The organism is Streptomyces sp. GSL17-111 (genome assembly GCF_037911585.1).
In the GTDB taxonomy this organism is placed as follows: domain Bacteria; phylum Actinomycetota; class Actinomycetes; order Streptomycetales; family Streptomycetaceae; genus Streptomyces.
The window spans coordinates 1,853,374-1,877,264 of sequence record NZ_JBAJNS010000001.1 but is presented as its reverse complement, the minus strand read 5'-3'; the positions used below and the strand labels follow the sequence as shown (position 1 = coordinate 1,877,264).

General features: G+C 72.8%; 24 protein-coding genes. 11 read left to right on the top strand and 13 right to left on the bottom strand.

Features of this window, described 5'->3' with window-relative positions:
* Positions 1–12: 12 nt before the first annotated feature.
* Positions 13–1,401 (bottom strand): class II fumarate hydratase, encoded by a 1,389-nt coding sequence (locus tag V6D49_RS07955; protein WP_340558341.1) that lies wholly within the window; start codon positions 1,399–1,401, stop codon positions 13–15.
* A 93-nt stretch (positions 1,402–1,494) separates the two neighbouring features.
* Positions 1,495–3,189 (bottom strand): fumarate hydratase, encoded by a 1,695-nt coding sequence (locus V6D49_RS07950; RefSeq protein ID WP_340558339.1) that lies wholly within the window; start codon positions 3,187–3,189, stop codon positions 1,495–1,497.
* Between the two features lie 283 nt (positions 3,190–3,472).
* Between V6D49_RS07950 and V6D49_RS07945 the strand changes: the two genes are divergently transcribed.
* Both V6D49_RS07945 and V6D49_RS07940 read left to right on the top strand, forming a co-directional pair.
* The gene (locus V6D49_RS07945) at positions 3,473–4,141 is read left to right on the top strand and encodes a DUF1707 SHOCT-like domain-containing protein (protein ID WP_340558337.1); all 669 of its coding nucleotides are present in this window, start codon (positions 3,473–3,475) and stop codon (positions 4,139–4,141) included.
* 125 nt (positions 4,142–4,266) lie between these two features.
* Entirely contained in the window at positions 4,267–4,662 is a 396-nt protein-coding gene (locus V6D49_RS07940; protein ID WP_340558335.1) for a WhiB family transcriptional regulator, read from the top strand.
* A gap of 81 nt (positions 4,663–4,743) precedes the next feature.
* On the opposite strand, the gene glpX is transcribed toward V6D49_RS07940, so the two are convergent.
* Positions 4,744–5,775 (bottom strand): class II fructose-bisphosphatase, encoded by a 1,032-nt coding sequence (gene glpX, locus V6D49_RS07935; protein WP_340558333.1) that lies wholly within the window; start codon positions 5,773–5,775, stop codon positions 4,744–4,746.
* Between the two features lie 184 nt (positions 5,776–5,959).
* Here glpX and V6D49_RS07930 point away from each other — a divergent pair, with 184 nt between their 5' ends.
* Positions 5,960–6,574, top strand: coding sequence for a DUF4245 domain-containing protein (locus V6D49_RS07930; protein WP_445330484.1), 615 nt, complete (start codon positions 5,960–5,962; stop codon positions 6,572–6,574).
* Positions 6,575–6,595: 21 nt separating this feature from the next.
* On the opposite strand, the gene V6D49_RS07925 is transcribed toward V6D49_RS07930, so the two are convergent.
* The 3 genes from V6D49_RS07925 to xseA form a co-directional block, all read right to left on the bottom strand.
* Positions 6,596–7,195, bottom strand: a complete 600-nt coding sequence (locus V6D49_RS07925; RefSeq protein WP_340558329.1) for a malonic semialdehyde reductase — start codon at positions 7,193–7,195, stop codon at positions 6,596–6,598.
* 92 nt (positions 7,196–7,287) lie between these two features.
* Entirely contained in the window at positions 7,288–7,623 is a 336-nt protein-coding gene (locus tag V6D49_RS07920) for an exodeoxyribonuclease VII small subunit (protein ID WP_340558327.1), read from the bottom strand.
* Between the two features lie 10 nt (positions 7,624–7,633).
* A complete protein-coding gene (gene xseA, locus V6D49_RS07915) occupies positions 7,634–8,848 on the bottom strand; it encodes an exodeoxyribonuclease VII large subunit (RefSeq protein WP_340558325.1) in 1,215 nt (404 codons plus the stop codon).
* A 103-nt stretch (positions 8,849–8,951) separates the two neighbouring features.
* Between xseA and V6D49_RS07910 the strand changes: the two genes are divergently transcribed.
* A complete protein-coding gene (locus V6D49_RS07910; RefSeq protein ID WP_191210889.1) occupies positions 8,952–9,932 on the top strand; it encodes a 4-hydroxy-3-methylbut-2-enyl diphosphate reductase in 981 nt (326 codons plus the stop codon).
* A 28-nt stretch (positions 9,933–9,960) separates the two neighbouring features.
* Here the strand turns inward: V6D49_RS07910 and V6D49_RS07905 are convergent, their stop codons facing one another.
* A complete protein-coding gene (locus tag V6D49_RS07905; RefSeq protein ID WP_340558323.1) occupies positions 9,961–10,464 on the bottom strand; it encodes a DUF6542 domain-containing protein in 504 nt (167 codons plus the stop codon).
* A gap of 371 nt (positions 10,465–10,835) precedes the next feature.
* On the opposite strand from V6D49_RS07905, the gene ychF reads away from it, so the two are divergent.
* Entirely contained in the window at positions 10,836–11,924 is a 1,089-nt protein-coding gene (ychF, locus tag V6D49_RS07900) for a redox-regulated ATPase YchF (protein WP_340558321.1), read from the top strand.
* A gap of 81 nt (positions 11,925–12,005) precedes the next feature.
* Here ychF and V6D49_RS07895 read toward each other — a convergent pair whose 3' ends face one another.
* The gene (locus V6D49_RS07895; RefSeq protein ID WP_340558320.1) at positions 12,006–12,398 is read right to left on the bottom strand and encodes a PIN domain-containing protein; all 393 of its coding nucleotides are present in this window, start codon (positions 12,396–12,398) and stop codon (positions 12,006–12,008) included.
* The gene (locus V6D49_RS07890) at positions 12,395–12,661 is read right to left on the bottom strand and encodes a hypothetical protein (protein ID WP_340558319.1); all 267 of its coding nucleotides are present in this window, start codon (positions 12,659–12,661) and stop codon (positions 12,395–12,397) included. The genes V6D49_RS07895 and V6D49_RS07890 overlap by 4 nt, the downstream gene beginning before the upstream one ends.
* Positions 12,662–13,123: 462 nt before the next feature.
* Between V6D49_RS07890 and uppS the strand changes: the two genes are divergently transcribed.
* Entirely contained in the window at positions 13,124–13,843 is a 720-nt protein-coding gene (gene uppS, locus V6D49_RS07885) for a polyprenyl diphosphate synthase (protein ID WP_445330626.1), read from the top strand.
* Positions 13,840–15,318, top strand: a complete 1,479-nt coding sequence (locus tag V6D49_RS07880) for an oxygenase MpaB family protein (RefSeq protein WP_340558318.1) — start codon at positions 13,840–13,842, stop codon at positions 15,316–15,318. Before uppS ends, V6D49_RS07880 begins: the two co-directional genes overlap by 4 nt.
* Before the next feature lie 75 nt (positions 15,319–15,393).
* On the opposite strand, the gene V6D49_RS07875 is transcribed toward V6D49_RS07880, so the two are convergent.
* Positions 15,394–17,190, bottom strand: coding sequence for a M14 family zinc carboxypeptidase (locus V6D49_RS07875; protein WP_340558316.1), 1,797 nt, complete (start codon positions 17,188–17,190; stop codon positions 15,394–15,396).
* A gap of 280 nt (positions 17,191–17,470) precedes the next feature.
* Here V6D49_RS07875 and V6D49_RS07870 point away from each other — a divergent pair, with 280 nt between their 5' ends.
* Entirely contained in the window at positions 17,471–18,436 is a 966-nt protein-coding gene (locus tag V6D49_RS07870; protein ID WP_340558314.1) for a helix-turn-helix transcriptional regulator, read from the top strand.
* 52 nt (positions 18,437–18,488) lie between these two features.
* On the opposite strand, the gene V6D49_RS07865 is transcribed toward V6D49_RS07870, so the two are convergent.
* Genes V6D49_RS07865 through V6D49_RS07855 form a run of 3 tightly spaced genes read right to left on the bottom strand, consistent with a single transcriptional unit; the run spans position 18,489 to position 20,042 of the window.
* The gene (locus V6D49_RS07865) at positions 18,489–18,809 is read right to left on the bottom strand and encodes an Asp23/Gls24 family envelope stress response protein (RefSeq protein ID WP_340558313.1); all 321 of its coding nucleotides are present in this window, start codon (positions 18,807–18,809) and stop codon (positions 18,489–18,491) included.
* A complete protein-coding gene (locus V6D49_RS07860; protein WP_340558311.1) occupies positions 18,802–19,527 on the bottom strand; it encodes a hypothetical protein in 726 nt (241 codons plus the stop codon). The genes V6D49_RS07865 and V6D49_RS07860 overlap by 8 nt, the downstream gene beginning before the upstream one ends.
* Positions 19,518–20,042 carry an RNA polymerase sigma factor gene (locus V6D49_RS07855; RefSeq protein ID WP_340563779.1) on the bottom strand — a complete coding sequence of 175 codons (525 nt, stop codon included), beginning with the start codon at positions 20,040–20,042 and terminating at the stop codon, positions 19,518–19,520. Before V6D49_RS07855 ends, V6D49_RS07860 begins: the two co-directional genes overlap by 10 nt.
* A gap of 296 nt (positions 20,043–20,338) precedes the next feature.
* Between V6D49_RS07855 and V6D49_RS07850 the strand changes: the two genes are divergently transcribed.
* The 3 genes from V6D49_RS07850 (at position 20,339) to V6D49_RS07840 (ending at position 23,834) form a co-directional block, all read left to right on the top strand.
* Positions 20,339–20,872 carry an Asp23/Gls24 family envelope stress response protein gene (locus V6D49_RS07850; protein ID WP_340558309.1) on the top strand — a complete coding sequence of 178 codons (534 nt, stop codon included), beginning with the start codon at positions 20,339–20,341 and terminating at the stop codon, positions 20,870–20,872.
* A 451-nt stretch (positions 20,873–21,323) separates the two neighbouring features.
* Complete coding sequence (locus V6D49_RS07845) at positions 21,324–22,901, top strand: S8 family peptidase (protein ID WP_340558307.1); 1,578 nt, start codon at positions 21,324–21,326, stop codon at positions 22,899–22,901.
* Between the two features lie 180 nt (positions 22,902–23,081).
* Positions 23,082–23,834 (top strand): GntR family transcriptional regulator, encoded by a 753-nt coding sequence (locus V6D49_RS07840; protein WP_340558306.1) that lies wholly within the window; start codon positions 23,082–23,084, stop codon positions 23,832–23,834.
* Positions 23,835–23,891 lie beyond the last annotated feature (57 nt).

The following is a 23,891-nucleotide window of genomic DNA, read 5'->3' as shown; positions in this document are numbered from 1 at the left end:
CTCGACCGGACGTCAGGGGCGCGTCATCCGCAGGACGTCCAGGGCCTCGTCCAGCTGCTCCTCGGTCAGCAGGCCGCGTTCGACGTACCCGCCCTCCAGCACCGCCTCGCGGATGGTGAGGCGCTCGGCCAGCGCCCGCTTGGCGACCCGCGCGGCCTCCTCGTACCCCAGGTACCGGTTCAGCGGCGTGACGACGGAGGGCGAGGACTCGGCGTACTCCCGCGCCCGCTCGACGTTGGCGGTGACGCCGTCCACCGCCTTGTCGGCCAGCAGCCGGCAGGCGTTGGACAGCAGCCGCACGGACTCCAGGACGTTGCGCGCCAGCACCGGCAGCATCACGTTCAGCTCGAAGTTGCCCGAGGCCCCCGCCGTGGCGACGGTGACGTCGTTGCCCGTCACCTGGGCCGCGACCATGAGCACGGCCTCGGGGATCACCGGGTTCACCTTGCCCGGCATGATCGACGAACCCGGCTGGAGGTCCGGGAGGTTGATCTCCGCGAGCCCGGTGCGCGGGCCCGACGCCATCCAGCGCAGGTCGTTGCAGATCTTGGTCAGGCTCACCGCGATCGTGCGGAGCTGCCCGGACGCCTCCACCAGGCCGTCCCGCGCGCCCTGCGCCTCGAAGTGGTCCCGCGCCTCGGTCAGCGGCAGGCCCGTCATCCGCGCGACCTCGGCGATCACCTGCGCGGCGAAGCCGGGCGGCGTGTTGATCCCGGTGCCCACGGCCGTCCCCCCGAGCGGCAGCTCGGCCAGCCGGGGCAGTACGGCGTGCATCCGCTCCACGCCGTAGCGGATCTGCGCCGCGTACCCGGCGAACTCCTGGCCGAGGGTGACCGGGGTCGCGTCCATCAGGTGTGTGCGCCCCGACTTCACGACCGAGGCGAACTCGGCCGCCTTGCGCTCCAGGGCGTCGGCCAGGTGCTCCAGCGCCGGGACGAGGTCCTCGGTGACGGCCGCCGTCGCGGCGATGTGCACGGAGGAGGGGAAGACGTCGTTGGACGACTGACTGGCGTTCACGTGGTCGTTGGGGTGGACCGGCGCACCCAGACGCTCACCGGCCAGCGTGGCCAGGACCTCGTTCATGTTCATGTTCGAGGACGTGCCGGAGCCGGTCTGGAACACGTCGACGGGGAAGTGCTCGTCCCAGTGCCCGTCGGCGACCTCGGCGGCGGCCGAGACGACGGCCGCCGCCATGTCCTTCTCCACGACGCCCAGCTCGGCGTTGACCGTCGCCGCCGCCGCCTTGACCCGGGCGAGCGCCTGGATGTGGGCCCGCTCCAGACGCTGCCCGGACACGGGGAAGTTCTCCACGGCGCGCTGGGTCTGCGCGCGCCACTTGGCGTGGGCGGGCACCTTGACCTCGCCCATGGAGTCGTGCTCGATGCGGTATGCGTCACTCATGGGCCCGAGCGTATGCCGACGGCCCGCCGTACCGGCCCGCTCCGCGCGACCGGCCGGCGTCCCGTCCGCGCGGCCGGCTCAGCGGCGGTCGGCTCAGCCGCGGACGGGGATGGACGTCACGAACGGCTGGGACGGGCCGGGGTCGGTGAAGAAGTCGTTGCCCTTGTCGTCCACGACGACGAACGCGGGGAAGTCCTCCACCTCGATCTTCCAGACGGCCTCCATGCCCAGCTCCTCGTACTCCAGGACCTCGACCTTCTTGATGCAGTCCTGCGCCAGCCGGGCGGCGGGTCCGCCGATCGAGCCGAGGTAGAAGCCGCCGTGCGCGGCGCACGCGTCGGTGACCTGCTTGCTGCGGTTGCCCTTCGCGAGCATCACGAACGAGCCGCCCGCCGCCTGGAACTGCTCGACGTAGGCGTCCATGCGGCCCGCCGTCGTCGGCCCGAAGGAGCCGGACGCGTACCCTTCCGGGGTCTTCGCCGGACCCGCGTAGTACACGGCGTGGTCGCGCAGGTACTGCGGCATCTCCTCGCCCGCGTCGAGCCGTTCCTTGATCTTGGCGTGCGCGATGTCCCGGGCCACGACGAGCGGCCCGGTCAGCGAGAGGCGGGTCTTGACGGGGTGCTTGGTCAGCTCGGCGCGGATCTCGTCCATCGGCCGGTTGAGGTCGATGCGGACGACGTCGTCCTCGGCGGAGGCGGCGCCCGCCAGCTCCTCGCCCGTGGTCTCCGGCAGGAACCGCGCCGGGTCGCGCTCCAGCTGCTCCAGGAAGACGCCCTCGGCGGTGATCTTCGCCTTGGCCTGTCGGTCGGCCGAGCAGGACACGGCGATGGCGACGGGGCAGGAGGCGCCGTGCCGGGGCAGCCGCACCACGCGAACGTCGTGGCAGAAGTACTTGCCGCCGAACTGAGCGCCGATGCCGATCCGCTGCGTCAGCTCGAAGACCTTCTTCTCCAGCTCCAGGTCGCGGAAGCCGTGGCCGGCGGCCGACCCCTCGGCGGGCAGCTCGTCGAGGTAGTGGGCGGAGGCGTACTTGGCCGTCTTCAGGGCGTACTCGGCGCTCGTTCCCCCCACGACGATCGCGAGGTGGTAGGGCGGGCAGGCGGCCGTGCCCAGCGAGCGGATCTTCTCCTCCAGGAACCGCATCATCGCGGCCTCGTTGAGGACGGCCTTCGTCTCCTGGTAGAGGAAGGACTTGTTAGCCGAGCCGCCGCCCTTGGCCATGAAGAGGAACTTGTAGGCGTCGCCGTCGGTCGCGTAGAGCTCGATCTGCGCGGGCAGGTTCGTCCCGGTGTTCTTCTCGTCCCACATGGTCAGCGGGGCCATCTGCGAGTAGCGCAGGTTGAGCTGGTCGTAGGCGTCGAAGACGCCGCCGGAGAGCGCGTGCTCGTCGTCGCCCTCGGTGAGCACGTTCTGGCCGCGCTTGCCCATGACGATGGCGGTGCCGGTGTCCTGGCACATGGGCAGCACGCCGGCCGCCGCGATGTTCGCGTTCTTCAGCAGGTCGAGCGCGACGAAGCGGTCGTTGGGGCTCGCCTCGGGGTCGTCGAGGATCTTGCGCAGCTGCGCCAGGTGGTCGGCGCGCAGGAAGTGGGCGATGTCCTTCATGGCCTCGGCCGCCAGCGTCCGCAGCGCCTGCGGCGAGACCTGGAGGAAGGTGCGCCCGCCCGCCTCGAAGGTGCTGACCCCCTCGGTGGTCACCAGGCGGTACTCCGTGGTGTCCTCACCCACGGGCAGCAGATCCGTGTACGCGAACTCGTGGGTCTCCGTGCGGGGACGGGCAGCCATGAAGACGGGTTCCTCTCTCGACGACGCGGCGACTCGACGGCTTCGGCGAGCGCGCATCACAGGGTAGAACGCCCGCGCCGCCCGAACCCTGTGAGGTTGGGCTCACCCGGACGCTCGCGATCTATCGCGATGGTCGGTACGCTGTCCGTGCCGGGCCGACGGGGGGAGGGCCGGGCGCTCGGGGCAGCGGGGACGTCCGGGGCGGCGGGGACGAAGCAGCGAGGGGGCGGCACGCGTTCCTCCCGACACGGGAGCAGCGGTCCGTCACCCGGATCGGAGTGACGTGAACGGTGACGCGGACGGCGTGACGCTCAGCAAGCGGCCCACGGCGGTACGGGCCTCCGACGCCGACCGCGACCGGATCGCGGCCCTCCTCACCCAGGCCCTCGAAGAGGGCCGGATCACCCCGTCCGAACACAGCGACCGCGTCGGGACGGCGTACTCCGCGCGCACGCTGGACGAACTGACGCCCCTCGTCGCCGACCTGCCCGCAGGGCGCACGCCCCGGAGCGCGCCCGGGCCCGCCCCGGCGCGCCACGACCAGAGCGCGCCCGCCCGGTACGGCGTGCCGCAGCCCGGCCTGAGCCGCACCCTGGCCGCCGTCTTCAGCTCGGCGGTGCGCCGGGGGCGCTGGCGCGCGGGCGGCCCGTTGCACGCCGTCGCGGCCTTCGGCAGCGTGGAGATCGATCTGACCGAAGCCTTCTTCGACCAGCAGGAACTCGTCATCAACGCCTACGCCGTCTGCGGCGGCGTCGAGATCACCGTGCCGGAGAACGTCACGCTCCGGAACGAGGGCTCGGGCGTCATGGGCGCGTTCGAGATCGAGGGGCTGACGGCCGACGACCCCCGCGCTCCGGTGGTCGTCGTCCGGGGCGTGGCCCTGTGCGGAGCCGTCGAGGCGAAGGCCGTACGGGGTCGACGCGTCCGCGACTTGCGCTCGAGTGACGACTGAGCGCATAAGCGTGCGTACAGCGGGTAGAGCTTCCGGCATCGCCTCACGCACGGCTCCCCCTGGTGAACTCCCGTGCGGATGAAGGCAGTCAGGGTGACTCCCATCGCCATCGTCAGGAGTGGACCGTGCCGCGACCGCCGCATCAGTCTCTGCAGGCAGCCGTTCTCCCCCCGGCCGGGGCGCCGTCCGGCGCCCTCCGGGGACGCACGCCCGACCGTGAACAAGCCGGCCCCTGGCATTCCGAGGCGGTCTGCCGCCGGGACGAGGCCGGGCTGTTCTTCGCCCCCTCCAAGGAGCCGACGGCGGAGCGGCTGGCCCGCGAGCAGGCGGCGAAGTCCGTGTGCGCGCGCTGCCCCGTCCTGGTGGAGTGCCGCGAGCACGCCCTCCTCCAACCCGAGCCGTACGGGGTGTGGGGCGGGCTGACGGCGGCGGAGCGGCGCGTGGTGCTCGCCCGCCGACGCCGACGGGACGCCGTCGGCCAGGCCGACGGCGTCCCCGCGCAGGTGCGCCGCATCGCCTGAGCCGCCGCGCGCCCGTGCTGGTTAGCCGGCCCGGGCGCCGGCTACCGGCGCGGCGGGTCGGCTCCGCCGTGGCGGGCCGGGTCAGATCGCCCGGTCGAAGTCCACGGCGCTGTACGCGCGCAGCTTGGCCAGCCGGTGCGTGGAGTCGATCTGCCGGATCGTGCCCGACTTGGACCGCATGACCAGGGACTGGGTGAAGGCCGTCTCCGCGCGGTAGCGCACCCCTCGCAGCAGGTCGCCGTCGGTGATGCCGGTCGCCACGAAGAAGACGTTCTCGCCGCTGACCAGGTCGTCCGTGTGCAGCACGCGGTCGAGGTCGTGGCCCGCGTCGACGGCCCGCTGCCGCTCCGCGTCGTCGCGCGGCCACAGCTTGCCCTGCAGGGTCCCGCCGAGGCACTTGATGGCGCACGCGGCGATGATGCCCTCGGGCGTGCCGCCGATGCCCAGCAGCAGGTCGACGCCGGCGCCCTCCCGCACGGCCATGATCGCGCCGGCCACGTCACCGTCGGAGATGAACTTGATGCGGGCACCGGCCTCCCGCACCTCCTTGACGATGGTCTCGTGCCGGGGCCGGTCCAGGATGACCACGGTCACGTCCTCGGGCGCGCAGCCCTTCGCCTTCGCCACACGGCGCACGTTGACCGACGGCGGGGCGTCGATGTCGACGTACTCGGCCGCCTCGGGACCGGTGGCCAGCTTGTTCATGTAGAAGACCGCCGACGGGTCGAACATCGCGCCGCGCTCGGCGACCGCCAGCACGGACACCGCGTTGGCCATGCCCTTGGCCGTCAGGGTGGTGCCGTCCACCGGGTCGACGGCCACGTCGCACTCCGGGCCCGTGCCGTCGCCGACGCGCTCGCCGTTGAACAGCATCGGCGCCTCGTCCTTCTCGCCCTCGCCGATGACGACGACGCCGTTCATGGAGACGGTCGAGACGAGGGTGCGCATCGCCTTCACGGCGGCTCCGTCCGCGCCGTTCTTGTCCCCGCGGCCGACCCAGCGCCCCGAGGCCATGGCACCCGCCTCGGTGACGCGCACGAGCTCGAGGGCCAGGTTGCGGTCCGGCGCCTCGGGGCTCACTTCGAGCGGGGACGGCAGATGGTTGTCCGACATCGGAACGCACCTTTCCACTCGGTCGGCCGGGAGGAGCCGCCGGGCAGTCAAGACGGGTGAGGGTACGTACGACCTTATCCGTCCGGTGCCAGGATGAGCAGGGGCCCCTCACGTCTGAGCGCCCGGAGCGCGCCGGCCGACACCCGCAGGGCCCGCTGCCGGAAACGGACGGGCATAAGGGACCATGGAGGGCGTGGCAGCAACGCGTGGCATGAAGACCGTCAAGGACATGGTGCTCTCGATGGCCGTGATCGGCATCGGCGCCTGGGGTCTCTACCTGTTCATCCCCGACGAGGACAGCGGGGACGAGCGTCCGCGGGAGATCTCCTACCGTGCGGAGCTGGTGACGGCCGAGCGGGCGGCGCCCTACGCCCTCATGGCCCCCCGGGGCCTGGACGAGGAGTGGCGGGCCACCTCCGTCTACTACCGGGGGCAGAGCGACCACGGCGCGGTGTGGCACCTCGGCTTCGTGGACCCCGACGTGGAGTACGCGGCCGTCGAGCAGAGCGACGGCGACCCGAGGAAGTTCGTCGCGAAGGTCACCCACCAGGCCGCCGACACCGGCGAGACCGTGACCGTCGACGGCGAGGAGTGGGCGCGCTACGAGGGGCCCAAGTACGACGCGCTCGTGCTCACCGAGCCCGGCGTCACCACGGTGGTGACCGGAACGGCCCCGTTCGCCCGGCTCACGGAACTGGCCGACGCGCTGGAGCCGCAGCGCTCCGACGACCCGGACCCGTCGCCGGGCGGGGACGAGCAGGCCGCGAACGAGCCCGCCGCCGGGACCGAGGAGTCCTGACGGCGGCGGGCCGCTGTCGCGTCAGACCGTGGTGACGGCGTCCCGCGCGGACAGCCGCGGGCCGCGCGGGCGGTAGGCGTCCGGGCCCGGACGGCCGATGTTGACGACCATGATCGCCTTCTGCTTGCCGTCGCCGAAGAACTCCTTGTTGACGCCCTTCGCGTCGTACCCGGTCATCGGCCCGGCGGCGAGCCCGGCGGCGCGGACGCCCAGGATGAAGTAGCCGGCCTGGAGCGCGGCGTTCAGCGTGCCGGCCTCCTCACGCGTCTCCAGCTCCGCGAAGACGGCGTCCTTGAGGCCCGGCATGACCGGGAACAGCTCCGGCAGCCGCTCGTGGAAGTCGAGGTCCACGGAGAGGATCGCGGTCAGCGGCGCGGTCCGCGTCTTGGCCCGGTTGCCCTCGGCCAGGTGCCCCACCAGCCGCTCGCGGGCCTCCGGGGAGCGCACGAGTGTGATGCGCAGCGGGGACTGGTTGAACGCGGTCGGCGCCAGCTTGACGAGGTCGTAGACCGCCTCGATCTGCTCGTCGCTCACCGGTTCGTCCGTGAAGGTGTTCGCGGTGTGCGCCTCGCGGAAGAGCAGGTTCTGCGCGGAGACCTCGAGGGCGAGTGCCGTGTCCATCCGGATCCATCCGTTTCACATGTCGGGGGTCGTCGTGCTGACACCGGGTGAATGGTGAAGCTTCAACGATTATTCCCCCAGTTTCGCCCCCGTCATCCGGCGCCGTCCGCCGGGCCCTCGGTCCCGGCGTCTTCCTCGGCGTTCTTGGCGTCCTCGGTGCCTTCGGTGCCTTCGGTGTCGGCGGCCAGCGCCGCGTCCAGCCGGGCCCGGGCCCCCGCCAGCCAGCCCCGGCAGATGCTCGCCAGCTCCTCGCCGCGCTCCCACAGCGCCAGCGACTCCTCCAACGTCGCCCCGCCCGCCTCCAGCCGCCGGACGACGTCGACCAATTCGTCGCGCGCCTGCTCGTAGCCCAGCACCGCGTCCGCGCCGGGGCCCGCACCGCCGTCCGTCACGCCGTCCCGGGCCGCGTCCGTCTCCGTGTTCGCCATGCCCACCACCCTAGGCCGACGGACTGACGGTGACCGTGAAGCCGCCCTCGGCCACCCGGGCCCGCAGCGCGTCGCCCTCGGCCACCTCCGCCGCGTCCCGCACCACCGTCCCGTCCTCGCGCTGGAGCACGGCGTAGCCCCTCCGCAGTGTCGCGGCGGGGGAGAGGGCGACGACCCGGGCCCGGGTGTGCTCCAGCTCCCCGCCGGCCCGGTCCAGCAGGTGGCCCAGCGTACGGCGGGCGCGCAGCAGCAGGTCGTCCACCTGGTCCGCCCGCTCCTCCACCATCCGGTGCGGGTACGCGAGCGCCGGGCGGCTCACGCAGTCGTTCAGGCCGCGCTCCTGGGCGTCCAGCAGCGCCGCGAGCCGCCGCCGCCCCCGGTCCCGCAGCTCCCCTATCCGCGCGGACTCCTCGCCCACGTCCGGCACGACGTCCTTCGCGGCGTGCGTCGGCGTCCGCGACCGCAGGTCGGCCACCAGGTCCAGCAACGGGGTGTCCGGCTCGTGGCCGATCGCCGAGACGACCGGTGTGCCGCACTCCGCGACGGCCCGCACCAGCCGCTCGTCGGAGAACGGCAGCAGGTCCTCCACGCTGCCGCCGCCCCGCGCCACGACGATCACCTCCACGGCCGGGTCCGCGTCCAGCTCCCGGACCGCCGCGATCACCTGCGGCACCGCGTGGACCCCCTGCACCGCGACGTTCCGCACCGCGAACCGCACGGCGGGCCAGCGCTGCCGGGCCGTCTCCAGCACGTCCCGCTCGGCCGCGGACGCCCGGCCCGTCACCAGCCCGACCAGCCGGGGCAGGAACGGCAGCGGCCGCTTCCGCGCCGCCGCGAACAGGCCCTCCGCCGCCAGCGTCTTCTTCAGCTGCTCCAGCCGCACCAGCAGCTCACCGACCCCCACCGGCCGGATGTCCGCCGCCCGCAGCGACAGCTGGCCGCGCGGCGCGTACCACTCCGGCTTCGCGTGCACGACGACCCGCGCGCCCTCCCCGACGACGTCCGCCACCTGGTCGAACACCTGGCGGAAGCACGTCACGCTGAGGGACATCTCGTGCGACGGGTCACGCAGCGTCAGGAACACCACCCCGGCTCCGGGGCGGCGGTTGAGCTGGGTGATCTGCCCCTCGACCCAGACCGCGCCCAGCCGGTCGATCCACCCGCCGATCAGCCGCGACACCTGCGCGACGGGGATGGGGGCCTCGGGCGACGTCTGGAGAGCCATGCGCGCGACACTACCGCCCGCCTCCGACACCACCGCCCCTCCGCCCGCCGCGCACCCCCATGCGCCGGTGAGCACGATCATCGGGCGCCCGTACGATGGGCACATGAGTGCTGAGACCGCCCGCCGCGTCCTCCTCGCCGCCCCCCGTGGGTACTGCGCGGGCGTGGACCGAGCCGTCATCGCCGTCGAGCAGGCCCTGAAGCAGTACGGCGCCCCCGTCTACGTCCGGCACGAGATCGTGCACAACAAGTACGTCGTCCGCACGCTGGAGAAGAAGGGCGCGATCTTCGTCGAGGAGACCTCCGAGGTGCCCCCGGGCGAGATCGTCATCTTCTCCGCCCACGGCGTGGCCCCCGAGGTGCACCGTGAGGCCGAGCGCGGCAAGCTCGCCACCATCGACGCCACCTGCCCCCTGGTCACCAAGGTGCACAAGGAAGCCGTCCGGTTCGCCAAGGACGACTACGACATCCTCCTCATCGGCCACGAGGGTCACGAGGAGGTCATCGGCACCTCCGGCGAGGCCCCCGAGCACATCACGCTCGTCGACGGCCCGGAGGACGTCCCGAACGTCGAGGTCAAGAACCCGGAGAAGGTGGTCTGGCTCTCCCAGACCACGCTGTCCGTCGACGAGACGATGGAGACCGTCGACGCGCTGAAGGACAAGTTCCCCGCGCTCATCAGCCCGCCGAGCGACGACATCTGCTACGCCACCCAGAACCGCCAGACGGCCATCAAGCAGGTGGCCGCCGAGTCCGACCTCGTCCTGGTCGTCGGCTCGAAGAACTCCTCCAACTCCGTCCGCCTCGTGGAGACCGCCCTCGCCCACGGTGCCTCCGCCGGCCACCTCGTCGACCACGCCGGCGAGATCGACGAGGCCTGGCTCGACGGCGTCACCACCGTCGGCCTCTCCTCCGGCGCCTCCGTGCCCGACGTCCTGGTCGAGGGCGTGCTGGAGTGGCTGGCCGAGCGCGGCTACGCGGACGTCGAGGTCGTGCAGCCCGTGCGGGAGCACATCGAGTTCTCGCTGCCGAAGGAACTGCGCCGGGACCTGCGTTCCGAGGCCGCCCAGAAGCTGACCGGCTGACCCGACCGCCCGAGCCCGCCCGCGTTGCTCAGCGGGCGGGTCGCCGGGTGCGCGGCGGCGCCTGCTCGGCGTCGCGCGGACCCGGCGGCTTCGGCGGCTTCTGCGCCTTCGGGCCGGCCGCGCGCCGCGCCGCCGCCTCCCTGGCCCGACGCCTGGCGGCGGCCAGCGTCGCCCGGCGCGCCAGCGCCGCCAGGGCCGTCGCCAGCGTCCCCCCGTACACCCACGCCGCCTCCACGGCGAGCGCCGTGACCACCGTCATGACCCGCTCCCCGAACCCGCCGTCCCCCGATCCCCCGGTCAGCAGGACGAGCCCGGTCGCGTAGGCGATGGGCGCCACGACCGGCGCGCTGAAGACGTCTGCGGGCCGTACCCACACGACCGACGCGAGGCCGACCAGGACGAAGCAGCACCCGTACACGGCCGTCGAGGCGTCCAGCAGGAGGCGCACCAGCCCGGCGATCACCACCATGGCCGTGATCGTCAGCAGCCCGCCGCCCAGCGCCGTCAGCCGCAGCGCCGCCAGCCGTGTCACCGCGCGGGGCGTCCGTACCGCAGCCGCTCCCCGCCGCGCCGCCGGACGCACGGGCCGCCCCTCTCGCCCCCTCCTCGCCGACCGCGGGACCGGCACCCGCTCCCGCTCACCCTGCCTCATGCGCTCCACGCCACCAACGTAGGCGCCCACCACCCCGCTCACGCCCCCCTGACACGCCGCTGTCACCCTCGCCGTTCCATCGAAGGCGTGACACCGTTGCGCCGCATTGACGCCGGGCCCGCCCGGCGGCGCGGCGTCCGGCCGCGTCCGGCGCCCGTCGTCGCCCGTCCGGCGGCGCCCGTAGACTGGTGGGCGGCCCGCACGCCCCGGGCCGCCCACCCCCAGATCCGCTCGCTACGGGAAGTCGCCACGTGTCGCTCACGATCGGAATCGTCGGTCTGCCGAATGTCGGCAAGTCGACCCTGTTCAACGCCCTGACCAAGAACGACGTGCTCGCGGCCAACTACCCGTTCGCCACGATCGAGCCGAACGTCGGCGTCGTCGGCGTGCCCGACCCGCGACTGGCCAAGCTCGCCGAGATCTTCAGCTCCGAGCGCGTCCTGCCCGCCACGGTCGACTTCGTCGACATCGCGGGCATCGTGCGCGGCGCCAGCGAGGGCGAGGGGCTGGGCAACAAGTTCCTGCACAACATCCGCGAGTCCGACGCGATCTGCCAGGTCATCCGCGCCTTCCGGGACGAGAACGTCGTCCACGTCGACGGCAAGGTGTCCCCCAAGGACGACATCGAGACGATCAACACCGAGCTGATCCTCGCCGACCTCCAGACCGTCGAGAAGGTCCTGCCGCGCCTGGAGAAGGAAGCGCGGATCAAGAAGGACAAGCAGCCGCAGGTCAAGGCCGTCCAGGAGGCCAAGGCCATCCTGGAGGAGGGCCGCACCCTCTTCTCCGCGGGCATCGGCCAGGGCACCGAGGCCGCCGCCGCCCTCCACGAGCTGCACCTGCTCACCACCAAGCCGTTCCTCTACGTCTTCAACGTGGACGAGGACGAGCTGACCGACGACGCGTTCAAGGACGAGCAGCGCGCCCTGGTCGCCCCCGCCGAGGCGATCTTCCTCAACGCCAAGCTGGAGGCCGACCTCGCCGAGCTGGAGGAGGACGAGGCGCTGGAGCTGCTCCAGTCCGTCGGCCAGGAGGAGCCCGGCCTCGCGACCCTCGCCCACGTCGGCTTCCGCACCCTCGGCCTGCAGACCTACCTGACGGCCGGCCCCAAGGAGTCCCGGGCCTGGACGATCAAGCAGAACGCCACCGCCCCCGAGGCGGCGGGCGTCATCCACACGGACTTCCAGAAGGGCTTCATCAAGGCGGAGGTCATCTCCTTCGACGACCTCGTCGACGCCGGCTCCGTCGCCGAGGCCCGCTCCCGCGGCAAGGCCCGCATGGAGGGCAAGGACTACGTCATGCAGGACGGCGACGTCGTGGAGTTCCGCTTCAACGTGTGATCGCGTCTGTAGGGGTGGCCTGTACTGCGGTGATGTAGGTCAGGCCGTCGTGCTCCGCAGGGGTCCGCAGGCCTTCGGAGGTCAGAGGGTGCGGATGACGGGAGCGGGCTTGAGGTCCTGGGCGTCGATGAGGGCGCGGATGTCGTCCGGGTCGGACGTCCAGATGATCGCCCCGAGACTGGCAGCCATGACAACGGCGGTAGCGTCGACGATGTCTGCAGTGCCGGCCTTCCCGCAGAGAATGCCTGCGGCCTTGGCGGTTTCCAAGCCCACGGGAACGACATGGCACCCGGCGAGGAACTTGCCGAGCCTGACCTGGCGGCGGGAGTCCCGCCAGGCCTGGCTGACGACCACGGAGGGTACGTGGATGTCCCTGCCGTCTTCGAGAGCCAGGCTGTGCCGAGCCCACATGCGCCGGTCGTCGTTGTCGATGGCGATCAGCGCACCGGCGTCGTACAGATAAGGGATGTTCACGCGGCCGATGCACCCGTGCCGCTGAGGTGCTCGGCATCGGCGTCGGCCATGTCGGCGCGGGCGGCTGCGAGCTCTTGCGGTGTGAAGGTGCCGTGCTCCGCCTGCCACTGCTGGATCACGGCCCGACCGGCCCGCAGCCGCAGCTCTCGTTCAGCCGCACCGGCGACAAGCCTGGAGAGCGGGATACCTTCCTCCTCAGCGGCACTGGCCAGGGCCTCGGCCAGGGACTCATCGAGAGTAATCGTTACCTTCTTAGTGGCCATACCAACACCATAGCGCAGTATGGCGGCGCGGTGGCGCGTCGGCGACGGCCTTTTGGGACCGGCCGAAAAGGCTGTGCTTCGAGATGGTGCGGAATCTGCTGGCATGGGTGGTGGGAAGAGGCGAGAAGTGTGAGAGGGGGAACGGGTGGGGCCGCCGTGTGGGAGTCGTCCGACCTGAATGCTGTGGGTTGGGTGACCTTTGCGGCGCGTGATGGTGGTCCGTCGGTCGAGCCGCGCGATGCTGACGGCGCCGTGTCGTGAGGGTGTGGCAGCGCGGCGATGCGGGTTCGGACACGTGAGCCAGGGGTGACCGCGTCCCGTTCCGTGGGTCGGGGGCCGCCCGGGCTGCCACCGTGGTGGCAGGGAACGCGCCGGTGGGGGCGCGGGCGAGGCGGGGTGGGCGTGGACGAGCGCGACACGGTCGGTGGTGCCGCCCCGGGCGGGCGACGGGGTGGGATGGCGGTGCGTGCGGTGCCCCGGCACGTGGCGTGCGTGATGGACGGCAACGGCCGCTGGGCGCAGCGGCGTTCGCTGCCCCGGACGGCGGGGCACCGGGCCGCCGAGACCACCGTCATCGACGTCATCGAGGCGGCTCGGGCCGCCGGCGTCGAGTGGCTCAGCCTGTACGCGTTCTCCACCGAGAACTGGGACCGGCCCGGCGACGAGGTCGACTACCTGATGCGCCTGGTCCGCCGGATCGTGCGGAAGCACGCCCCGCTGCTGCTCGCCCGTGGCATCCGCTGCCGCTTCCTCGGCGTGACGGACCCGCGCATCCCCCGCGCGCTGGCGCGGGACTTCGCGGACCTGGCGACGCTGACCGGCGACAACCGGGGCATGACGCTGACCGTCGCCTTCGACCACGGCGGGCGCCGGGACATCGTCGAGGCCGCCCGGTCGCTGATCCGCGACGGGATCCCGGCCGACGAGGTGACCGAGTCGCGGTTCGCCGCGCACCTGCCGTTCCCCGACACACCGGACGTGGACCTCGTCATCCGGACCTCCGGTGAGCAGCGCATCTCCAACTTCATGCTCTGGAAGGTCGCCTACGCCGAGTGGGTCTTCCCCGAGGTGCTGTGGCCGGACTTCCGGGCCGCCGACTTCCTCCACTGCCTGCACACCTACCGCCGTCGCGACCGTCGCTTCGGCGGGCTGCCGCCCCGGACGAACGGAGACCCACGATGACGCCAGGCGCTCCCCGTACGGACACCATGCCACCGGACGACGGGCCTGCCCTGTTCGGCCCGGGCTCGGAGTTCCACGTGCTCTTCGACGACCCGCGCTGGGCCCTCGCCCTGGTGCGCGCGACCGTGCTGGAGGCGGCGCACCCGCAGGTCGGTGCCGCTCTCCTCGACAACTCCACCTTCGTCACCCACCCCTGGCGCCGGCTCCGCAACACGTTCTTCAGTCTGCGGCGCATGTTCAGCCCCGACCCGGCGGTCCGGGAGCGGGAGGCCGCGCGGCTCAACCGGCTGCACGCCCGCATGAGCGGCGCCGACGGGCGCGGCCGGGCGTACGACGCGATGGACCGGGCGACGCGCGCCTGGGTCGTCGCGACCCTCTTCGAGAGCGCCGCCACCATGTGCCGGCTGAGCGGCCAACCGCTCGACCAGGAGACGATGGAGCGGATGTACGCCGAGTACCGCGCCTTCCTCGCCCTCCTCGACGGTGACGCCGACGGGATCCCGGCGGATGTGCACGCCTTCTGGCCGTACTTCGACCGGGTCGTCGCGCACGAGTTGGAGAACACCGAGGCCGCCCGCGTCATCCTCTACCGGCTCTTCGACCACCTGCCCGCCCCGGCGCTGTTCGACGGCGCGCCGACGCTGTGGGCGGCGGGCCGCGCCGTCGCCGGGCCGCTCCTGGGCGCCGTCACCGTCGCCTCGCTGCCCGAGCCCTACCGGCGCCGGGCCGGTCTCCCGGAGACGCCGGGCGCGGAGGCCCTCATGCGGAGCGCCTATCTCGCCGCCGGGCTGGCCCGCTTCCTGCCTCCGGGCCTGCTCAACGCCGAGAGCGTCATCCGGCTCCTCTCGCTCGACGCGGGCGGCGAGGACCCGAGGGTCCGGGCCGTGGCGGCCCTGGGCGGTCACCTGAAGCGGGCCTCGGCGCTGCTCCGCCTCCTCAACCCGCTGGACGACGCCCCGGTGCCGGGCTCGGCACCCGCCACCGACGCGGTGGAGGCGCGGCGGTCGGCCGGGGACTTCTTCCGCCAGGTCCTGGACCAGACCGGCGACGGCCACCTCGACTGGCCCGACCTCGCCGCCATGGCCCGGGAGCTCGCCACCCGTCTCGACCTGGACGAGCCGCAGGAGACGCGGCTCTACGACGCCTTCGCCGCCTGGTGGCGCGAGTTGCAGGCCGCCCTCGACACGGACGGCGACGGCCGGGTCAGCGCCGACGAGTACGCCGCCGCCGTCCCCTCCCTCGCCGGCCCTGCCCTCATCCGCGTCGCCGAGGTGCTCTTCGACGCCACCGACCGGGACGGCAGCGGGTCGATCGACGCCGACGAGTACCGGGCGCTGTTCCGCACAGCCTTCCACCGCGACCTCGACGTCACCGAGGGCGCGTACGGCCGGAGCGCCTTCGTGGGCGAGTTCCTCTCCTTCATGTCCGCCCGCCGCACGGGCACCCCGTACGACCCCCTCCTCGCGGACGCCTGAGGACGGGCGGGCCGGACGGAAACGGGTTCGGGCCCGGCGCGCGTGCGCCGGGCCCGAACCGCCGGGTGGGGCCGGTTACAGGGTGAGGGTCCAGGTGTCGAGGGTGCCGGTGTCGTACCGGGCGGTGTCCTGGAGCCGGAGCTTCCAGGTGCCGTTGCGCGCCTCGGAGGAGAGGTTCACAGTGTAGGTCTCGTGGATGTCGTCGGCGCTGTCGTTGCCGCTGGCGTTCTTCAGGCGGTAGGAGCTGCCGTCGGGGGCGAGCAGGTCGACGGTGACGTCGCCGCGCCAGGTGTGTTCGACGTGGACCTCGACCTTGCTGCTGGTCGAGGCGTTGCCGGAGCAGCCGGAGAGCGTGATGCTGCTGGTGACGGCGGAGCCGTTGTCGGGGATGGCGACGTTGTCACCGTTGGTGCCGGTGCACTGGGTGGGGTCCGGGTCGCCGCCGCCCCCGCCGTAGGGGTTCTCCGCCTTGTCGGCCGCGTAGGTCAGCATGGGCTTGACCTGGTTCCAGAAGGTGTTCTGGCAGGAGTACGAGGGGTGGAACCCGCCGCAGCTGCCGCCGCTGGGGCCGATCTCCCAGGTGAAGCTGGGGACGCCGAGGACGTCGTAGGCGTAGTCGTCGTGGCTGCCGCTGGCGTCGTAGAGGATCTCGCCGGGCTGGCCGTACTGCCAGCCGCCGGCGAGCTGGGCCATGTCCCGGCCCATCTCGCGCAGGGCGGCGTCGTTGCCGCTCTCGACGTCGCTGTCGAAGCCCCAGGGGAACAGCACCATGTTGGAGTAGCTGTGCATGGTGACGAACATGCCCTGGGTGTCCGGGTCGGCGGCCGAGGTGTCGCCGCCGGACCGGGTGTCCGGGAAGAGGTCGCGGTACAGGTCGTGCAGGGCCTGGTTCTCGACCTCGGAGTCGGCGGACGGGCCCTTGTAGACCTGGGAGCAGGGGTTGGAGCTGGTGCCCGCGCCGCCCCAGTGGCTGCCGTTGTTGCGGTTGAGGTCGATGCCCTCGCCGCTGCCGGAGTTCTCGGAGCAGTTGTACGGGCTGTGCGTGTGGTTGGCGTTCTTGCGGTGCCACTGGAGGCCGGAGCCGCCGCCCATGAAGCCCTGCTGGACCATGTCGACGCCGTCGGGGTTGCCGATCGGCACGACCCAGACCTCGCGGGTGTCCAGGATCTCGGTGGCCGTCGGGTCGCTGCCGTAGCCGTCGGTCAGGTAGTCGATCCAGCGGTAGGCCATCTCGCCGGTCGACAGCTCCCGGGCGTGGACCTGGGCCTGGACGAGGAAGCGCGGCTTGCTGGAGTTCGGCGAGAGCTGGCAGTCGCCGGACTGCTTCTTCGTGATGCAGATGGCCTTGATGTCGTAGCCGCCGGGGCGGCCGGTGGCCTTGCGCCACGAGTCGCCGATGTCGAAGACGGTGGCCAGCGTGGAGTGGTCGGAGGCGACCTGGTCGAGGTGGGCGTACTGGGCGTTGACGGTCCGGTAGCCGCCGTAGTAGGTCTCCTCGGCCACCTGCGCGCTGAGGCTCGGCGCCTGGCCGCTGCGCTTGGGCGCCTCCTGGACGGCGGGGGCCAGCTTCTCGTGGACGCTCGCGGTCAGCCCGGCGTCCTTGAGGCTCTTGGCCGTCCCGGCGTCGCCGAGGACGAACAGGTCGTCGCCGTCGCGGTCCTCGATGAGGTCGAAGCCGGCGAGGGCGGCGGCGTCCGCGTGGGCGCCGTCGTGGATGCGGTAGACGTACGCGCGGTCGTCGGCGGACGCGGCGGACGGCGCCGGGGGTGCGGCGACGCTGCTGCCCGTCCCGGCCGCGACGGCCGCCGCGGTGGCGAGGGCCACGGCGGCGCCGAGTATCTTCCTCGTGGGCGTGCTGGTTCTCTTACGCATCAATGCTCCTGAGGGACTGCCATCCCTGTGGCGGTCGCCACTGCCCGTGGGGGGTGATGGCCAGGGGACGCCCACCGGGTGACGGCGGGCCCCGGCCCAGAATCGGGGCGACCGGGCCCGCTGTAAATCGGCGTGCGGTTCCGGTCTCGGACAATGTCCGGTTCCGTCGGCGCGAATGCGGAGCTATCGGGCGTGCCGCGTGGATCTTGACGGCCGGTCGGCGGACGCCTTACAGTCCCGACGCGTCCGGCGACCTCACTGTCGGCGCCGGGAGGTACACGTGTTCCTGCTGGAGCCGGTCGGTCTCGGCCGGACGGAGAACGACACCTACCTCACTCTGCTGGACCTGAAGAGGGCGACGGCGGAGGAACTCGGCGACGCCGTCGGCGCGTCCCCCGCCGTGCTCCGCCCGGCGCTCCAGCGGCTGCTCGGCGCCGGGCTGGTGCAGCAGATCGGCTTCACCCCCGCCGTCTTCGTGGCCGTCGCTCCGGAGGAGGCCCTCGCGGCGCTGATCAACCGTCGGCGCACCGACCTGGCCCACATGCAGCTGCACGTCGAGAAGTTGGCGGACCGGCTGCGGGCCGGCGACGGGCGTACCGCGCAGGGGATGCCCGTGGTGGAGCTGCTGGAGGGGGAGGACGCCGTCCTCGCCGCCGTGGTGCGGATGCAGCTGCAGGCCCGCGAGGAGGTCATCGCCGTCGACGCGCCGCCGTACGCGGGTGGTCAGAGCAGCCCCAACGACCTGGAGCTCTCCCGGCTCGCCGCCGGGGTGTCCTACCGCTGCGTCTACTCGCGGGAGGCGCTGGCCTCGGCGGAGCAGTTCGCCGCCATGCGACGGTGTGTCCGGGCGGGGGAGCAGGCCAGGGTGCTGCCCGGCGTCACGCTGAAGATGGCGGTCGCCGACCGGAGGACGGCGCTGCTGCCCGTCTCCTACACGCGTCCGGACGCCGGGGCGCGGCTGCTGGTACGTGAGTCGTCGCTCGTCGACGTCCTCGTGTGCTGTTTCGAGCAACTGTGGGAGCGGGCGGCGCCCGTGGACGGGCCGGCGGCGGAGTGCGGACCCTCCGCCCGGGACCGGGAACTGCTGGCCCTGCTGGCGTCCGGGTTGAAGGACCGCACCATCGCCCGCGCCCTCGGGGTGACGGAGCGGACGGTCGGCCGGCGGCTCACGGAGCTGATGGCCCGGCTGGGGGCCGAGACGCGGTTCCAGGCCGGGGTGTTCGCGGCCCGGCAGGGCTGGCTCTGAGCCGTCCCCGCGCCGGGGCGCCGTCCGGCCGCCGCCCGGGCCTCGCCCGGGTTCAGACGAGGGCGGTGACCGTCACCGTCACGCTCACCGACGCTCCGGGCAGCCGCTCGACGACGGCCCGCTCGACGGCCGTGCGGGCGGCGCGGGTGACGTCGACGGCGCGGTGCCCGCGGTGGACGGCCAGCCGCAGGTCGACGTGGACCTGTTCGCCGTCGGCCGTCGCGGTCCGCCGCAGCCGGGTGCCCCGGGCGGCGGCTCCGCGCAGGAAACCGGTCAGGTCGGGGCGGAGGAACGCGACGCCGGGCGTGGCCTCGGCGGCGCGCGCCGCGGCGTCGCCGAGCCGCGTCGTGGTGTCCTGCGGGACGTCAGTCATCGCTGCCCTCCGGTGGTTGCTGTGTGGCGTCCGCCGGGCGCGCCGGAGGGGGCTCCGGGTGCGCCGCGTCGGCGAGGTCGACGACGGTGACGTCCACGGCGTGCACGTCCATGCCCAGCTCCCCGCTCGCCGCCGTGGTGACCCGCTGCCGTACGGCGTCGGCCAGTTCGGGAACGGGGTGCTCCAGGCCCAGCGGCGCCGTCACGTCCAGCAGGACGCGGACGGGGCCGCGCGGGAGCCGGGCGCCGGGGAACCGGAAACGCCGCTGCGTGGCACCGAGCGGAACGATGCGGCAGCTGCCGGCCCGGACTCCCGGAACGGCCTCCGCCGCCGTGCGGAACGTGCGGGCGGCGGCCGTCTCCACGATCCAGGCGTCCTCGTCCGGCTCGCCCAGGGGCACGGAGGCGCCGGGCCGCAGCTCGGTGCGCACGATGTCCATCACGCGGGCGGTGACGCCGGACGCGAGGGCTTCCCCCTCCTGGGAGGAAGCGTGCTCGGCACGGGTCAGCTCGTCACGGACGAGGTCGTCGAGCGTGCGCAGGTCGGTGAGGGCGGCGGCACAGTGGGGGCACTGCCGGGCGTGCGGCTCGGCGGCGGCCGCCGCCGGGTCGGACTCCCAGGCGTCCCAGAGGTCCTCCAGCGCCCGCCCGCAGGGCAGCGCCTCGCCCTCCGGCCCGGCGGGCGGGTCGGGCCGGGGGCCGTGGGGGCTCATCTCCATGCGCTCATCGCCTCCGTGAGGTAGCGCCGTGCCCGGAAGATCCTTCCGCGCACGGCCTGCTGGCTGATACCGAGCATCTCCGCGATCTCCCCGTACCCGAAGCCGTGCAGCTCGCGCAGGACCCAGCAGGCCCGCTGTTCGGGGGAGAGCCCCGCGAGGGCGGCCGACAGGTCCCGCACCGCCGCCGTGGACTCCGCCGCCCGGACGGGCGACGCCTGGTGCTCGGGGGCACGGGGCTCGGTGGCCGCGTCCAGCTCCTCCGTCGGGCGCCGGGAGCGCAGCAGGTTGAGACAGCGGTTGGTGACGATGCGGTACATCCAGGTCAGGAACGCCGCGTCACCCCGGAATTCGGGCAGCCGCCGCCAGGCGCTGACGAAGGCGTCCTGCACGGCGTCCTCCGCGTCCGCCGGGCTGCCGAGCATGCGCGTGGCGAGGCTCAGCAGCACCGGGCCGTGCCGGCGCACCAGCACCTCGAAGGCCTCCTCGTCGCCTTCGCGCGCCCGGACGGTGAGCAGCGCGTCGTCGGGCCTGGGGCGCTGCTCCCGCCATCGGCCGGGAGCGGTGTCGCCGCCCGGCCTCTCGTCGTCCTCCGGCACCCGCCGGTCTCCTCTCCGGTCCGTGGCACCCCACCGGCCCGCCGCGTCGGCGCCCTGCGCCGCCCACCGCCCCCCGAGCAGGGGGCGCGGGAGGGGGTACCGCTGGGAAGTCTCCCGAAGGTCTCACGATTTCGGCGTGACGACCGCCCGTGAGTCGGGTCCAAAGGGGTAGAAGCACCTTCCCTGGCCACGATCGACGCGGAGGAGACACCCGTATGGCTGCCAAGACCACCACCGTCAGCGCACCCCAGTCCTCGACCGAGCAGCTGGGCGGGAGCGGCGCCGGGGCTGCCGTCCACACCGGCGTGGCCGGGGTCCCGGCCACCTCGGCCACCCCCGCCGCGCCGGGTGACGCGGCGGGTGGGCGCGGCAGGACGTCGATCGCCGACGGCGTGGTGGAGAAGATCGCCGGTATGGCCGCCCGCGAGGTCCCGGGCGTGTTCGCGCTCGGTGGCGGGTTCGCCCGGACGCTGGGCGCGGTGCGCGACCGGGTGCCCGGCGGTCGTCCGAACGTGGCGCGGGGCGTGAAGGTCGAGGTCGGCGAGCGGCAGACGGCGCTGGATCTGGACATCGTCGTCGAGTACGGCGTCCCGATCCCGGACGTGGCCCACGACGTCCGGGAGAACGTCATCGCGGCGGTCGAGCGGATGACGGGGCTGGAGGTCGTCGAGGTCAACATCGCGGTCGGCGACGTCCACCTGCCCGACGAGGAGTCGGAGGAGCGCGTGGAGACGTCGCGCGTGTCCTGATCCCGGTGCCCGCGCGCACGGCGCGGGGCGAGGGGAACGTCCGCGGCCCGGCCTGTGTGCCGGGCCGCGGTGCTGTCCGCGGCCGCCGGGCCACGGGCGGGTGAGCGAGGGGCCGTTCGGTTGACCGGGCGCGTGCGTTCCGCATCCGTCGGCCGGTGGCGGCCGGTGGGGCGGTCCGAGTTGTTCGACAGCACGTCAGGAGCGGTGGTGCCCGGCGGGCTGCCTGCCGTCGTATACCGAACGGGGCATTCCGGGCGTCCCCTGATGCGGCGTCATGTCGGGTTACGCGCGTTGTGTCCCGTATGGGATGACCTCCGTGTGACAGATGCATGAAGTGCCTGCAGACCTCTTGTGGGATTCCTATGGGTCCGCAAACCTTTCGGCTGACGGCGCGGATGTCATGTCCGCGTCCGTTCCCCACCAGCGCACCACCAACGAGAAGGATCTCTCAATGGCAGTGATGCGTTCCCCCAAGCGCAGATGGTCCGCCGTGGCAGTCGCGGGTGCAGCGGCGGTCGCCATGAGCGTCGGCGTCGCGATACCCGCGGCGGCCGCCGCCGAGGAGCCCGAGGGCGTGATCGCCAACGCCGGGGCGCCGGGCGCGATCAAGGACCAGTACATCGTCACCCTGAAGGCGGGCGCACCGGACGCCGAGACCAGGGCCGGCAAGAGTCTGGTCACGAAGTACGGCGCCCAGATCGAGATCACCTACGAAGAGGCGCTCAACGGCTTCGCCGTCGAACTCAGCGAGAAGCAGGCGAAGAAGCTCGCCGCCGACCCGCAGGTCGAGTCCGTCACCCAGGACACGAAGGTGGAGCTGGCCGCGACCCAGCCGAACCCGACGTGGGGTCTGGACCGCATCGACCAGGTCGACCTGCCGCTGAGCAACAGCTACACCTACCCGGACTCCGCCGGTGAGGGCGTCACCGCCTACATCATCGACACGGGTATCAACCACACCCACAACGACTTCGGCGGCCGGGCCTCCTTCGGCTTCGACGCCTTCGGTGGCAACGGCAACGACGGCAACGGCCACGGCACGCACGTCGCCGGCACCGTCGGCGGCACCGAGTGGGGCGTGGCCAAGAAGGTCGACCTCGTCTCCGTCCGCGTCCTCAACGACCAGGGCTCGGGCACCACCTCCGGTGTCATCGCCGGTGTCGACTGGGTGACGGACAACGCGCAGAAGCCGGCCGTGGCGAACATGAGCCTGGGCGGCGGCGCCAACTCCAGCCTGGACCAGGCCGTCCGCAACTCCATCGCCTCCGGCGTCACCTACGCCGTGGCCGCGGGCAACAGCAACGCCAACGCGTCGAACTACTCACCGGCGCGCACCGAGGAGGCGCTGACCGTCGGCTCCACGACGAGCAGCGACTCGCGCTCGTCGTTCTCCAACTACGGCTCGGTGCTGGACGTCTTCGCGCCCGGCTCGAGCATCACCTCGGCGTGGATCGGCAGCAACAGCGCCACCAACACCATCTCCGGCACCTCGATGGCCTCGCCGCACGTCGCCGGCGCCGCCGCGCTGATCCTCGGCGAGGACGGTACGGCCACGCCGTCCGAGGTGGACGCGACGATGACGGCCGCCGCGGCCGAGGGGAAGGTCGGCAGCCCCGGCTCCGGCTCGCCCAACCTGCTGCTCCAGGTCGGCGAGGGCGACCCCGGTGACCCGGGCGACCCGGGCGAGGGCCGCTTCGAGAACACCACCGACTACACCATCAACGACAACAGCACCGTCGAGTCCCCGATCTCGGTGAGCGGTCTGTCCGGCAACGCGCCCTCCGACCTCCGGGTCGAGGTGGACATCCAGCACACCTACATCGGTGACCTCAAGGTCGAGCTCGTCGCTCCGAACGGCTCCTCCACCGTGCTGAAGAACTTCGGCACCGGCGGCAGCAGCGACAACATCAACGAGACCTACACCGTCGACGCCTCGTCGTCGGCCGCCAACGGCACCTGGAAGCTCCGGGTGACCGACAACTACTACTGGGACACCGGCAAGATCGACGCCTGGGCCCTGCAGTTCTGACCCTCGGTGACGCCTGACCTCAGCCCCCGCGGTCCCGGCCGCGGGGGCTGAGGTCCGTCCGGGCCCGCGTCTCCCCGCTGAGCAGGACGTCATCACATCGAGTGATTGCCCCACGGGATATTGCGCCTGACCACCGAGCGTTGCCAAGCTGTGGCGCACGGTCAAGCTGTGGGAGGACGCGTGGCTTTCGGTGAGCAGCCCGCATACCTGCGGGTGGCCGGGGACCTCCGGCAGAAGATCTTCGACGGCGTCCTGCCCCCGCACTCGCGGCTGCCCTCCCAGGCCAAGATCCGTGCGCACTACGGTGTGTCGGACACCGTCGCGCTGGAGGCCCGGAAGATCCTGATGGCGGAGGGGCTGGTCGAGGGCCGCTCCGGCTCGGGCACGTACGTGCGCGAGCTGCCCGAGCCCTCCCGCGTCCTGCGGGCCGGTCGGCGCATCCTCGGCGGCGCCGGGCCGTTCCGCCAGGAACAGGCCGACGAGCAGGTGAAGGGCGCCTGGGAGTCGTGCAGCGAGCAGCAGGAGGCGAGCCCCGCCGTGGCGACCCGGCTGCGGATCGAGGCGGGGGCGCGGGTGATGCGCACGCGGTACGTCTTCCGCACCGACGGCGACCCGGTGATGCTCTCGACGTCCTGGGAGCCGCTGGCCCTCACCGGGCGTACGCCGGTGATGCTGCCGGAGGAGGGGCCGCTGGCCGGCCAGGGCGTCGTCGAGCGGATGGCCGCGATCGACGTCGTGGTGGACAACGTGCTGGAGGAGGTCGGCGCCCGGCCGGGGCGCGCCGACGAGATGGCGGCCCTCGGCGGGGTCGCCGGGCACGGCGTCCTCGTCATCGCCCGGACCTTCTACGCGGGCGGCCTCCCCGTCGAGACGGCGGACGTCGTCGTCCCCGCCGACCGCTTCCGGGCGACGTACCACCTGCCGATCCGCTGACCCGCCGGGGCTTGACGCCCGGCGGCCTGCGCCCGGCGGCCGGCGTCCGGCGTGGCC